The sequence below is a fragment of the Nocardioides sp. genome (assembly GCF_036405735.1).
Lineage (GTDB): Bacteria > Actinomycetota > Actinomycetes > Propionibacteriales > Nocardioidaceae > Nocardioides.
The window spans coordinates 1-13,027 of the sequence record NZ_DASWXC010000008.1 but is presented as its reverse complement, the minus strand read 5'-3'; the positions used below and the strand labels follow the sequence as shown (position 1 = coordinate 13,027).

At 74.0% G+C, this 13,027-nt stretch carries 11 protein-coding genes; 2 read left to right on the top strand and 9 right to left on the bottom strand.

Annotated features, from left to right (window positions below):
- Positions 1-6: 6 nt before the first annotated feature.
- The 3 genes from VGE38_RS00885 to VGE38_RS00875 all read right to left on the bottom strand — a co-directional run bounded on the left by VGE38_RS00885 (position 7) and on the right by VGE38_RS00875 (position 4,585).
- Positions 7-1,776, bottom strand: a complete 1,770-nt coding sequence (locus tag VGE38_RS00885; RefSeq protein WP_331140644.1) for a right-handed parallel beta-helix repeat-containing protein — start codon at positions 1,774-1,776, stop codon at positions 7-9.
- An 87-nt stretch (positions 1,777-1,863) separates the two neighbouring features.
- On the bottom strand, positions 1,864-3,096 hold the full coding sequence (locus tag VGE38_RS00880) for a GNAT family N-acetyltransferase (protein WP_331140643.1): 1,233 nt from the start codon (positions 3,094-3,096) through the stop codon (positions 1,864-1,866).
- A gap of 7 nt (positions 3,097-3,103) precedes the next feature.
- Complete coding sequence (locus VGE38_RS00875) at positions 3,104-4,585, bottom strand: glucosamine inositolphosphorylceramide transferase family protein (protein ID WP_331140642.1); 1,482 nt, start codon at positions 4,583-4,585, stop codon at positions 3,104-3,106.
- Positions 4,586-4,778: 193 nt separating this feature from the next.
- Here VGE38_RS00875 and VGE38_RS00870 point away from each other — a divergent pair, with 193 nt between their 5' ends.
- Positions 4,779-6,173: a tyrosine-protein kinase domain-containing protein gene (locus VGE38_RS00870; RefSeq protein WP_331140641.1), complete on the top strand. Its 1,395-nt coding sequence runs from the start codon at positions 4,779-4,781 to the stop codon at positions 6,171-6,173.
- A gap of 27 nt (positions 6,174-6,200) precedes the next feature.
- Here the strand turns inward: VGE38_RS00870 and VGE38_RS00865 are convergent, their stop codons facing one another.
- From VGE38_RS00865 to VGE38_RS00845, 5 genes are read right to left on the bottom strand one after another with little or no spacing between them, the layout of a single operon-like run.
- A complete protein-coding gene (locus VGE38_RS00865) occupies positions 6,201-6,818 on the bottom strand; it encodes an arsenate reductase/protein-tyrosine-phosphatase family protein (RefSeq protein ID WP_331140640.1) in 618 nt (205 codons plus the stop codon).
- On the bottom strand, positions 6,815-8,116 hold the full coding sequence (locus VGE38_RS00860; protein WP_331140639.1) for an O-antigen ligase family protein: 1,302 nt from the start codon (positions 8,114-8,116) through the stop codon (positions 6,815-6,817). Before VGE38_RS00860 ends, VGE38_RS00865 begins: the two co-directional genes overlap by 4 nt.
- A 14-nt stretch (positions 8,117-8,130) precedes the next feature.
- Complete coding sequence (locus VGE38_RS00855) at positions 8,131-9,426, bottom strand: polysaccharide biosynthesis protein (protein WP_331140638.1); 1,296 nt, start codon at positions 9,424-9,426, stop codon at positions 8,131-8,133.
- Positions 9,423-10,577, bottom strand: a complete 1,155-nt coding sequence (locus tag VGE38_RS00850) for a DUF1972 domain-containing protein (RefSeq protein WP_331140637.1) — start codon at positions 10,575-10,577, stop codon at positions 9,423-9,425. The genes VGE38_RS00855 and VGE38_RS00850 overlap by 4 nt, the downstream gene beginning before the upstream one ends.
- Entirely contained in the window at positions 10,574-11,389 is an 816-nt protein-coding gene (locus VGE38_RS00845; protein WP_331140636.1) for a CDP-alcohol phosphatidyltransferase family protein, read from the bottom strand. The genes VGE38_RS00850 and VGE38_RS00845 overlap by 4 nt, the downstream gene beginning before the upstream one ends.
- Positions 11,390-11,610: 221 nt before the next feature.
- Between VGE38_RS00845 and VGE38_RS00840 the strand changes: the two genes are divergently transcribed.
- Positions 11,611-12,060, top strand: coding sequence for an FAD synthase family protein (locus tag VGE38_RS00840; protein ID WP_331140635.1), 450 nt, complete (start codon positions 11,611-11,613; stop codon positions 12,058-12,060).
- Positions 12,061-12,069: 9 nt separating this feature from the next.
- Here the strand turns inward: VGE38_RS00840 and VGE38_RS00835 are convergent.
- A partial coding sequence (locus tag VGE38_RS00835; protein WP_331140634.1) for a glycosyltransferase family 4 protein occupies positions 12,070-13,027 on the bottom strand: 958 nt, incomplete at its 5' end.

Here is a 13,027-nt window from a genome sequence, read left to right as displayed (position 1 = left end):
CGATCCTCAGCGCCACACGCCGATGTGCCGGCTGCCGACCGGTCGGGAGAGCATCCCGGCCGGCCGGCGGGCGAGCGGGACCGCGACCGCGGACCTCTGGCGCCTGACCGGTACCGTGAGGCGCAGGGTGCGGGTCAGGGCCGGGACACCGACCAGGTCGAGATGGCGCCGTTCGCGGCCGGTGGCGGTCCGGAACTCGCGGACCGAGGTGAACACCGCCGGGTCCCGTCCGGCGCGCGACCACACCACGACCCAGGTCGGCCTGGCGGCCCGGGAACGTGCGTAGACGTTGCCGTTGACCTGGATCCGGAGCTGCTCGGCGGTCCATCGGCCGGAGTAGTCCTCGACGCACAGCAGACAGTTGGCGCCGTACCCCGCCGTGCCGAGCACGTTGTTGTGGACCGCCAGCCCACGCACCACCCAGTCCATGGTCGGATCGGGCAGCGGTCGCCGGGGGTCGTGGCCCGGGGTGTCCGGGTCGCCGAGGTCACGGTCGTCCTGGACGATGTTGATCGCCCGGCCGTTGCGGACGATGGTGTTGTTCCACAGCTGCACCTGGGCGGTGTTGTTGACCTTCACGCCGTGGCCCCGGTTGCCCACCACCAGCGAGTCGGCGACCAGCGCCCGGGTCGAGAGCTCCAGGCTCAGCCCGTGGCGGGCGTTGCCGCGCAGCGTCGTGTTCAGCACCGCCACGTCGTAGGCCGACTCGTCGAACCACAGGCCGGTGCCGGCGTTCTCGGAGAACCGGCTCCCGGTCACCACCACGTGGCGGGACCGGCCGATCTTGGCACCGCCCGCGACCGGGGAGGTGTTGAACCGCTCGGTGTTGTTGCGACGGGCCACCGTGCCGACGACACGGAGGCCGTCGGCGTACGTCGCGCTCATCCCCAGCATCCCGTTGCGCAGCAGCCGGACCCGACCGACCCGCGCCCCGGCTGCCGAGACATGCAGGCCCGTGGTGGCGTTGTCGACGATCCGCATGCGGGACAGCGAGATGCCGGGCGCCTCGGCGGTCACCGCTCCCATGTGCGGCACCGACGGGGCGAAGCGCCGCACACCGAGGCCGTCGACTGAGGTCCCGGCACCGCGGATCGCCATTGCCCGGGCCAGGTCGCTGGCGCGCACCCGGTGCCGCCGCGGGTCCGAGCCGACGTGGAGCTGGCCGGCGACGGTGTCGACGAAGAACGTGCCGCGTCGCAGCTCGGCGAGGCTGCCCACCTGCCGCTGCGGCACACCGTCGATCCACACCTGGTCGGGGTGCGCGGCCATGGGGTGGCCCGGACCGACGAAGGACCAGCCCGGCTCGGTGCCGTCCGCGGCACCCCAGGTGTAGGTGGGGCTGGCGTCGAACCGCACGTCCCACGGCGTCGCGAAGCCGACGGCCGTCCGGCGCCAGCCGGCGACGGGGCGGCTGCCGTCCAGCCACGCCCGGCCCGCGGTGCTGATCCGGAGCTCCTTCCCCGGAGGGACGGTCACGCTCTCGTGGTAGGCGCCGGCATGCACGACCACGCGGTCGCCCGAGCCGGCCCGGTCGACGGCGGTCTGCAGCCGCCGCAGCGGTGCGCCGCTCGTGCCGGCGGCGGAGTCGCGGCCGTGGATCGCGACGTGCCAGGTCCGTGTCCCCGCCGGCGCTCTGGTCGACACCGTCGACACGGGCGACGCCGGCGGCCCCGCCGCCAGGGAGGCCGTCTCCCCGGCCTCACGCGGCGGGGTGGCCGCTGCGAGCAGGCCGCCGAGCAGCCCCGCGGCCGCGAGGGCGCGCACCACTAGGGACATCGTCGAGATCCCCTCCCCGAGAGTCAGGCGTCCGACGACCGTTCCGCCCGGGAGGGGAGGGTGTCAAGCCCCGACACCCCAAATGGGCTAGGTGCCGCGCCGGGCGGCACGGGCCGCCAGCGCCGCCTTGACCCGGGGCCGGGCCCAGGCGGCCAGGTCGATCACGAGACCGGCGACGTGGCCACGGAGCGTACGGGCCCGGCGCGTCGACCACAGCGGTGCCGGCACGGCACCGAAGTCGGCCTTGTAGCCCTCGTTGCCCACGGTGAGCTCGAGCTCTCGAGCCCCACGCCGGATCGCGGACCGGGCAAGCTCGTCGACGATGAGCAGGCCGAGGGAGTAGTTGCGCAGCCGGCCGAAGTCGTAGCCGACGACCAGGAAGACGTGCCGGCTCTCGTCGGCCAGGTCCAGCGACACCGCCGCGGGCCGGTCGCCCACCTCGAGCACCGAGAGCACCGCCGGACCACCGGCTGTCACCCCGTCCCGCGCGACGGCGCGGTAGAACGCGAAGTGGCGCGGATCCTGCACCAGGTCCATGGCGCGTCGCCCGCGGAACCGATCGCGGCGGAAGGCACGCAGGTGGGCGAGCAGCTCGTCGACCTCGCCCGCGTCGCCCACCTCCCGGAGCCTGAACGCGCCCTTGGGCCGCAGTCGCTTGCGCTTGCGCTCCAGGTGCCGGACGAACGCGGGATCCAGCGTCGCGGGCGGCCACTGCGCGGGCGACGCTGGCAGCGCCACCGTGTGCGTGTCGTAGGGATGGCGCCGGTGGGTCCGCGTCCCGAGCAGGTCGGCGAACCGGTCGGGTCCGGCCACGATCCGCTCCACGCGAAGCAGGTCGAACGCACCGAGCGCGCGCCAGACGGCGCCCGGCAGCCCCGGCGCCGCGCGCAGCCACGGCGCCGCGGAGCGGTCGACGACCGGCGCGGCGTGGTCGCACACCCCGAGATCGGCGAACTCCACGAGCCGCACGCCGTGCCAGCGCCGACGGACGAGCGGGATCACGGCCAGGAGCCGCCCCGTGTCGGCGGCCCGCACCGTCACCACGACGGGCCGCGCCCCGAGCAGGGGAGCGAGGGTGGCGTACACGTGACGCAGCCAGCCCGGGTGCTGGAACAGCGTGGCCGTGGAGCGCCGGAACAGGTCCAGGTACTCCGCGGAGCCGAAGTCGAACGTGTCGTCGCGGGCGACGACGTACGACGCTGGCGTCGCCGTCGCCGTCGCCGTCGTCGCCGCCGCCGTCGTCGTCGCCGTCGGCGCGGCACCTGTGGCCCCGGGCGCCGCGAGCGGTCCGGCCAGGGGCGGATCTCCCTCGCGTCTCATCGGCACCTCACCGCCGCAGACGCGGCGACCTCGCCGAGCCGTCGATGGTCTCGAGCCGGCCGGCGCGGTTCAGGGTGTGCAGCCGGGTCCCGGGCCAGCGGGGGCCCGGCAGGAGGTGGGCGACGAGGCGCTGGTCGTAGGTGTCCTCGTCGAGGTGCACCACCTCCGCGACGGCCAGGGCGCTGCCATAGCCCGCCCGGCCGTCCTGGACGGGGCGGAGCAGCCGACCGTCGCGGTGCACGGGGCGACCCGCCGGCCGGGCGCTCGCGATGTCGACCAGCACCGGGTTGCGTGGGTGCGAGTGCCACGGACCCGTTAGCCGGTCCGCCCACCACAGGTGCAGCGCGTCGGACCAGGAGCCGCCGTGGCGGACGGTGCCGAACATCCACCAACGGTCGCCGTGGCGCACGACGCTCACGTCGCTGGCCGCGACACCGCGCAGCAGGACCACCTCGCGACGCCACCGGCCGGGGAACCCCACCGCGCGGTAGAGCTCGACCGTGCCGGCGGCGGAGGTCTCGGGGATCATCCACCACTCGCCGTCGTCCTCGACCACGTAGGGATAGGACAGATGGACCTCGTGCTCGAGCACCGGTCGCGGCGTGCCGACCGGCCCGTCCTCGTCCACCTCCACCACGGAGATCACGCCGCGTCCCCGGCGGTGGTCGAAGTCCTCCACGAACAGGAGATGGTCGGTCCCCACCGAGACCGGGAACGGGTCTGCGTAGAAGTGGTAGCCGTCGTCCGGGAGCCGGGACCACCCCGACATCGGATGGTCGCCGAGGTCGAGCACGTCGGGGGCGCCGTCGTCGAGCAGCCGCCACCCGACCCTCCAGTGGGGTGCGCGGTACGCCGCCCGGTAGGCACCGTGGACGCCGGCCGCGACGACGGTGCGCAGCGCGCCGGCCGGCGCGACCGACCGGGCGGCTGCGGGGTCGATCTCGGCCGCCGGGTCCGCTGTCGGGGGGTGCCCGAGCAGCGCCTGCGCGACGACCAGCACGGTCCCAGCCAGCACGTCCTCGAGTGCGCGGGTCAGCGGCCGTGGCGTGTCGCTGCCCGGCCGGCCGGTGGCGAGGGTGCGCCCCTCGGCGACGACCCGCACCAGGGGGAACCGGCCGGCCGCCAGGACCGCCAACGCGGCGGCGGTGCCCGGACGGCCGTCGAAGGTCACTCGCCACGCGCCCGGAGCGTCCAGCGTGCCCTCGACGTCGATGACGACATCGACCGCAGTCTCCTGGGCGTCGTACCGCCAGGAGGCGAGGCTCGCAGGCGAGCAGCGCTCGGCGTAGATCGGTCGCACCCGGTGCAGCAGGCGCTCCGTGCGCAGCAGCGCCCCGAGGTCGTCGCGTCCCCCGCGCACCGGATGCGGCGCCTCGCCGGTCGAGCGGATCCGCACCTCCGCGCCGGTCTCGCTCAGCCGTCGCGCCAGCGCGAGGTGCCACCCACGCTCGTCGCCCGGCGTCGACCGGAGTTCGACCCGTGTCCCCATCAGCTGCTGCCTTCCGCCTCACCTGTCAGCGAACGTAGGGACCGGCCGCGGCCGCGGCCGGCAGAGCCGGTCGGCATCCCAAGAACTGGGGAGACTCCGCGACGGTGGCGGGGCGGCGGCGCGGGCGTCCTAACGTCCTAGCGAAGGCCGGTGCTGTGTCCGGCCCTGATGGTGAGTCGAACTGGGAGACGCCATGACCTTCGCCGAGTACTTCACGATCCTGCAGCGCCGCTGGCGGGTCTGGTTCTCGGGTCTGGTGCTCGGCCTGCTCGCCGGCGCCGCGGTGTGCGCGTTCTCGCCGATCCAGTACACGGCGGTCGCGACCTCCTTCGTGACGGTGGCCGACCGCGTCGACGAGAACCAGGGCGAGATCTTCCAGGGCTCGCAGTTCGCCGTGCAGCGGGTGAAGTCCTACGCGCGCCTGGTCGACAGCCCACGAGTCCTCGGCCCGGTGCGTTCGGAGCTGCGGCTGCCGATGAGCTATCGGGAGCTCGCGAGGAACGTCGACGTCAGCAGCCCGCCGGAGACGGTCCTGATGGAGGTCTCGGCCCGGGACGCGAGCCCGGCGCGGGCGGCGCGGATCGCCGACGCGGTCAGTGAGCAGCTCGGCGCGGTGATCGAGGATCTCGAGACGGCGAGGGGCAGCGAGGTGTCGAGCGTGCGAGTCTCCCTCGCCCAGCCCGCCACCCGCCCGTCCGCTCCCTCCTCGCCGCGGGTACTGCTCACGCTCCTCCTGGGGGCTGCGGTGGGGCTCGCCGGCGGTTTGGTGACCGCGGTGCTGCGCCATCACCTGGACCGCCGGATCAAGACCCCTGAGGACGTGCGACTGCAGACGGGGATGTCGCCGCTCGGCACCACGCTGTACCAGCCGGAGGCGAAGCGTCGTCCCCTGGTGGCGCTGGACTGGCGTTCGGCGTCCGCCGAGCGGTTCCGGACCATCCGCACCGCCCTCAAGTTCGCCGCCGTGGACCGCGAGCTGCGGCACTTCGTGGTGACCTCGGCGGTGCCCGGCGAGGGCAAGACGTCGGTGGCGAGCAACCTGGCCATCAGCTGGGCGCAGACCGGCGCCGCGGTCTGCCTGGTGGAGTCCGACCTGCGTCGCCCCTCGGTCTCCCGGTTCTTCGGCGTCGAGGGGAGGCTCGGACTGTCCGACGTCCTGGTCGGCGAGGCGCGGCTCGACGACGTGCTCCTGCCCTGGAACCACAGCATGCTGACGGTGCTCCCGGCCGGCTCGCTGCCGCCGGACCCGGCGGCGTTGCTCGGCTCCTCGGCGATGCGTGGACTGGTGGACACGCTGCGCAAGCGGTTCGACGTCGTCATCTACGACTCCCCGCCGGTGCTCTCGGTCACCGACGGCATCGTGCTGGGGGAGCAGGTGGACGGCATCGTGCTCGTCCTGCGGGCCGGCACCTCCCGGCGTGAGCATGTGGCGGCGGTCGTGGAGTCGCTGCGCCATGCCCGGCTGATGCTGTTCGGCACGGTGCTGAACGCCACGCGCAACCGCGGCGACCGGGTGCACGACTACGCCCCCGACCTCTCCCAGCCGCGCGCCGAGCTGGCACCGCTGTCGGCGAGCGGGCAGCGCTGAGCACACCCGGTCCCGGCCGGCAGCCGGTCAGGCGGGGAGCCCGATCCGGGTGAAGGCGTCCACGAGACGCTCGACGGTCGGGACCAGCTGGCGGCGTACCCGCTCGTGCGTCACCCCGGGCTCCTGGTGCGCGTCGAGCACGTCGTGGTCGTGCAGCTCGAGCCGTCGCCATGGCCTCTCCGTCGGTCGGACCCTCACGACCGCGGGCAGTCCAGCGATGCCGCGGTCGGCGTCGAGCGCGGCCACGAAGCCCGCGAGGTCCTTCGCGCGGCTTGCCGCCCCGGTCGAGAGCGACGCCGCCTCGCGCAGGGTGAAGGTGCGATGCCCGGCGGTGGGCGCCGTGCGCAGCACCGCGGCACGGGTGAGCCGGTCCGCCGCGAGCACGAGGTCCGCGACGTCGATCTGCGCCCGGTCCAAGGGCGTGGACCGGTGGCGTGCCAGTTGCTGCGCCGGCAGGCCGTTGTTGCGCGCCCAGCGCAGCATGTCCGGACAGGCCGGCAGGTCGGGCACGGCCCGCTCGCCGCAGTCCAGGACGCGTGGTGCATGCCGGCCGAGCGCGGCGCGCAGCGAGTGCTCGAGGATGAGCGCCGCCAACGGCGAACGACAGACGTTGGTCGCACACACGACCAACACGGTGAAGCTCATGCGGACCTCCCGGCGTCGATCGCTGGACCCGTCTCCGGAGCCGTCGCTGGACCTGTCTGGTGGCCCGTCTCCTGGGCTGTCATCGTGAAGGCGAGGAAGGCGATGAACGTGACGGAGGTGTCGAACATGCCGCTCTCCAGCCAGCTCGTCACGGTCAGCACCACCAGCGTCGCGAGGAGCAGGGGCCGCAGCGGCTGGGCGACGGTCAGCACCCGGACCAGCGTGGTGAGGACGAGCAGCGCGAGCACGGCGGAGCCCAGCACGCCGGCCTGCACCAGCGCCGAGATCCAGGTGCTGTCGAGCATCTGCTCGTTGCGGTAGAGGGCCGACACCGGGATCACCTTGACCGAGAGCCCGTGCCCGAGCAGCCACTCGACCATGGTGTCGGGGTAGTCCAGGGCGGCGGACCAGGCCACGGTCCGGGAGTTCAGGGTGAGGATGCCCGCGCTGTCGCCCCGCGTCAGGTAGGAGGAGAGCAGGGGCGTCCAGAAGGTCAGGTAGAGCAGCACCGGTACGGCGAGCACGCCGGTGACCGCGACCGGAACCGGGATGCGCGGCGCCATCGCGACGAGCAGCACCAGCCCCAGTGCGACGGCCGCGAGTCCGGTGCGCGTGCCGGTGAGCCACAGCACGCCCACCAGGGGCAGGATCGCGACCGTCTCCACGGCTCGCGCCATCCGCTGGACCGTGCGCCACGCCAGGCACAGCAGCGGGACGCTGACCAGGAGGGCGATCTCGTTGGCGTTGGTGGGCGGGATGCCGCCGTACAGCCGGCCCTCGCTCGCCAGCGAGCCGACCCCGGTCGCGCCGGAGACCAGGGCGAGCGCGAGCATCGCGCCGGTGAGGGCGCTGAGCACCAGGTCGGAGGGGTAGCGCCGGAAGAGCAGGACGATGGTCGCGGTCAGGAGGGTCAGCCGGGCGGCGAGGACCAGCGAGGCGAGAGCCTCGTCGGCCAGGAAGGCGCCCGCGGTCGCGATGCCAAGGTAGAGGACGAGCCAGGTGACCGGCCCGGCTCGCAGCCGTGACCACGGCACGCCGCGGCTCGGTGCCATCACCACCAGCCCGAAGGCCGCGAGGGTGAGCGCTGCCTTCAGCACGACCACCGCGTCGGTGCCGCCGGTGTAGAACGCCCCTCGGCGCCAGGGCACCGCCGCCACCAGGATGACCAGGCAGACGAGGAAGAGGCGCAGCGGCGTACGCCGCAGCGGAGAGATCCGGCCGCTGGTGTGCTCCGGTGCGCCCGGGGGCGCCGGCACCTTCCCCGTGGCCCCTGTCGTCCCGGTCATCCCTGTCGTCACCGTCGTCACCGTCGTCACTGGGGGGCCTCCCCGTCTGCCGACGCCACCGGCAGCTCCCGCTCAGCGGCTCGCCGGCCGAGCAGCAGTTGACGGCACAGCAGTCCACCGGCGAAGGACCCGAGCGACAGCAGCCACGGGGTCGCCGCGACCGGCCCGTCGAGCGCCAGCAGGGCGACGGCGACCAGCGCGAGCGACGCGCCGGAGTCGAGCACCCTCAGGGCGAGCACCTGGGCAGCGTGACCTCGGACCGCGGCCAGGCTGCCGTAGGGGAGCACCGCCGCGCAGGAGGCGGCGTACGCCGCCCAGCCCAGGACGGCCAGGGTGGAGAGAGCGAAGGAGCCGCCGAGGAGCGGCTCGGCCAGCACGGGTACGGCGGCCGTCGCGACGAGACCGACGACGACGGTCGCGAGCAGCATGGTCGCGGCGGCCCGGTCGGCGCGCCGGCGCAGCTCGCCGAGGGACGCGGCCCGGTCGGCGGCGTACGAGGCGAACAGGTAGGACGCGAGACCCTGGATGAGGATCATCGCGGGGGCGACGAAGAGACGGGCCGCCTCCAGGGCGCCGACCGCCGCGGCGCCGCCCGTGACGAGGACGAGCGAGCGGGCGAGGTTCAGCGTGGTGGGCCGGACGAACTGCTGCGCCGCGCGGAATCCTCCGAAGCCGACCACCGACCGCCAGCTCCCCGGCCGCAGCCGCACCGGGCGGCGTTCGCACCGGGGGAGGCGGTGCCAGGCGACCAGGCAGGCCGTCGCCTGGCCGATGGTGAGCCCGACGAGGAGGTGGCCGACCCCCAGGTCGGTGAGCAGCCAGAGAGCCGTGATCGTGACCAGGGTGGTGGCGATGGCGGCGGTGTCCACCAGGACGAGCGCCCAGAACCGCTGCACAGCCATCAGGAGTCGACGGGCGAGGTCGGCCAGCATGAAGGCGGCGGTGGCGGTCGCCAGCCAGACCGACTCCCGAGCACTCAGCCAGTCCGACAGCACGGCTGTCGCCGACAGCCCGGCCGCCGCGAGGACGACGACGATCATCGTCAGGAGGCCGAGCGCCGACCGGACGCCGGCCTCGTGCCGGTCCAGGACCGTCAGGGAGTCGCCGACCAGCCCGGTGGAGACCGCCGTCGCCATCACGATCCCGCCGAAGAGCAACGCGAAGAGTCCGAGGCCGTCGGCGCCCAGCGTGCGCGCGGCCACCACCTGCAGCACCAGGCTTCCGGCCGTCAGGACCAGCTGTGCCGCCAGCGCCCCTGCGGCCGGGCCCATCGACCGGGCGGTCCGGGAGGCGGACGCCGGCCGCGTCGCCGTCGTGGTCATCGCCGTGGTCGTGGCGACGGACGGCGGTGGCCGCTCGGCCGGGTCTGCGTGGTCTGGCCGGCGCTGAGCCGCTTGAGCAGATGCTCGTAGCCGGTGGCCACCTCGTCCCACTGGTAACGACTGGCAGCACGTGCCCGGAGTCGCTCACCGAGGGCGAGCTGCCGGAGCGGTGCGGCCTCGGCGGCCCTCACGAGGCTCGCCAGCGCGCGGCCGTCGGTGAAGAACTCGCCGTCGGCTCCGAGCACCTCACGGTTGAACACGACGTCGAACGCGATGACCGAGGTGCCGGCGCCCATGGCGCGCAACAGGGACGGGTTCGTGCCGCCGACCGAGTGGCCGTGCAGGTAGGTGAGCGCGTTGCCGTACAGCTCGTCGAGCTGGGCCTGGTCCCACACCCCGCCGAGCATCATGATGCGCGGATCGTCTTGGGCGGCCGCCCGGATCCGCGCCGTGTAGTCGTCGCTGTAGGGCGCCGATCCCACCACGACCAGCGGCAGCGACGCGTCCGAGCGGTGGTAGCCGGAGACGATCTCCAGGACGTGGTTCTCCGGCTCGAACCGGGCCACCACGAGGTGGTAGCGGCGGGCGTCGAGGCCCAGCTCGGCGATGCGGTCGGCGCCGACGTCGAACTGCAGCGGGGCGCCGTAGCTGAGCAGCTCGGTCGCCGCGCCGAACTCCTCGCGGTAGTAGTCGGCGATGCCCTCGGCGTCGGCGATGAGAGCGTCGGCCCAGCGCACCGCGAGGCACTCGGCCGTCCGGTAGTAGTGGCGCCCGGCACCGTTCCACTTGGCGCGCCGCCACTCCAGCCCGTCGACGTGCACGGCGACCGGGATGCCACGCGCCCGCAGCGCCGGGAGGAACGGCGCGTTGGCGGCGTTGAACACGATCGCGACATCGTGCCGCGGACCGGCGAGCAGGTGGGCGACGGAGAGCGCGGTGTGGCTGAGGGTCTCGACCGACCGGCTGTGGACCGCCGGCAGGTGCACCAGGTCCATCCCCAGGTGGTGGGTGGGCCGGTCCGCCGAGCCGCGGCAGTAGACCGTCACCTCGTGGCCGCTGCCGACCAGGCGCTGCCCGATCTCCTCCACGGCGGTCTCGAAGCCGCCGTAGCAGGCGGGCACTCCTCGCGTGCCGAGCATCGCGATCCTCATGACGTCCTACCCTCCGGGTCGATGGCGGTCGGCAGCGTGTCCCGTCGGTCGCTCGTGTCCAGCCCGTCGAGCTCCCGCCACCACTTGGCGAGCGCGAGGACGAGGACCGCGGCGTTGACGACGAACAGCAGCGTGTAGCCGGCGACGAAGGCCACCGGGACGCCGACGAGCACGAACACCCAGCAGAAGACGCCGTAATCGGTCGGCAGCAGCAGCCAGGGGCGTACCGGGCTCTCCGGCGTGAGGACCGTGGCAGGGCGCGCGTGGTGCAGGCGCCGCAGCAACGGCATGGTCACCAGGCCGAAGAAGCAGACGACGTCGACGATGAGGAAGGCGACCGGCACCAGGAGCACGGCGGTCGCCTCGACCGGCGGGAACCGGTACCACGCGACCAGGACGGCGAGGTGGAAGGCGCAGGTCTTGGCACAGTCGACGGTGTGGTCCAGCCACTCGCCCGCGCTGGACCCGCCACCGCGCAGCCGAGCCAGCTGCCCGTCCACCGAGTCCATCACGTAGCCGGCCGCGAGCAGCGCGGCGACGGCGAGTCCCAACGGCACCGACGGCGGCACGGCCGCCAGGAGGACGAGTCCCAGCGAGGACAGGGTCGCGCTGATCGCGGTCGCGGTGTTGGGCGTCATGTCCACCAGGTGGGCCGCCGCGGCGACGCGGCGCGCGAGCGGCCGGTTCACCAGCCGGGAGTACGCCGCCGTGCCGCGAGCCGGCTTCTGGGCGGTCGCCAGGGCCCGCACGTTCTCCCGGTAGCCGCTCCGTGGCGTGTCGGCCGGACCGGCTCGGTGGGTGCTCGTCGTCAACGTCGGTGTCCCGTCCTGGCGTGCCGTGCTCCTCGCCCGCCACACGACGTGCGGGGCTCGGGAGCGGTTCGTAAAGTCACGCTAGGAACGAGCCGGCCCGTGCTTGCCCGCCTCGTCGGATGCGCCCCTCATATTGGGGATCGGCCACCGGCCGGAGGGTCGCTCGCCGGGCGCGCTCCTAGGTTCGACAGCACCTGCCGCGTCGCCTGTTGGGAGCCATCATGAGCCCGATCGTGGGATACGCCCCCGGTGTCTACGACCTCTTCCACGTCGGGCACCTCAACGTGCTCAAGCACGCGCGGACGCAGTGCGACGTGCTCGTCGCCGGCGTGGTGTCCGACGAGATGTGCTGGGCCGCCAAGGGCCACCGTCCGGTGGTTCCCCTGGCCGAGCGGCTGGAGATCGTGCGCCACATCGACTACGTCGACGCGGTGCATGTCGAGGACGTCCCCGACAAGCTCGACACCTGGCGCGTCGTGCGGTTCGACCGGATCTTCAAGGGTGACGACTGGCGGGGGACCGCCAAGGGCGACCGGCTCGAGCGCGACCTCGGTTCCGTCGGCGTCGAGGTCGTCTACTTCCCGTACACCGTGCACACATCGAGCACCGAGCTGCGGCTGGCCCTGGCCGAGCTCGTCGGTGACGGCGCCGCCGGCTCCGCCGGGGGCTGAGCGGATCGGTCACCGCCCGACGGTGGGTCGCCTGTCCGCGAGCCCGGGCAGCAGCCCGTCCATCAGCCCGTCCATCAGCCCGTCCACCAGCTCGCCCATCGCCGCCCGGTAGCGGTCCGCCGTGAACCGGGCCAGGGCCTCCTCGCGGCCCGACCGCGCCAGCCGGCCCGCGAGCCGCGGGTCGTCGTGGAGCCGACCGACGGCGGCGGCGAGCGCATCCGGGTCCTGCGGGGGCACGAGCAGACCGGTCACGCCGTCCAGGACGGTCTCCAGATGCCCCTGGACGGCGGTCGCCACGACAGGGCGCAGCGCGAGCTGGCCTTCGACCACCGCGTTCCCGAACGACTCACCCAGCGAGGGCGCGGCCACCACGTGGGCGCGGGCGAGCGCCGGCCAGATGGGGGAGGTGTACCCGGAGAACGTCACGGCGCCCGCGAGGTCGGGACGGGCGGCGCGATCGCGCAGCCGGGCGACGTACTCCTCCTGGCCCGGCCCTGGCGTGCCGCAGAGCTCGAGGACGACGTCGCGGCCCGCGGCCCGCAGGGCGGCGGTCGCCTCGAGCGCGACGTCGGGGGCCTTGCGGGCCGACAGCCGGCCCACGACCACGAGACGGAGCGGTCCGCGCGTCGGAGCGTCGGTGGGCGTCTCCGGTGGCGGCTCGACGCCGTTGTGGATCAGCCGGGTCCGGGCTGCGAGCCGTGGCGCCACCTCGCACAGCGTGGTCCGCGTTGTCCGGCTGTTCACGACGACGACGTCGGCCAGGGCCAGGGGCGCCGCCAGGAGCCGGCGCACCAGACGCGGGTCCTGCGACTCGGCCTCGTGGACGTGGCACAGCGATCGCACGCCGCTGAGGCGTGCGGCCGCCAGCCACCACGGCACCGTCACGGTGTTGGCGCACACCAGCGCGGCGCTCGTCTCCTGGATCGTGCGGCGCATCAGGGCGAGGCTGCCGGCGGTCGTCGCGGCC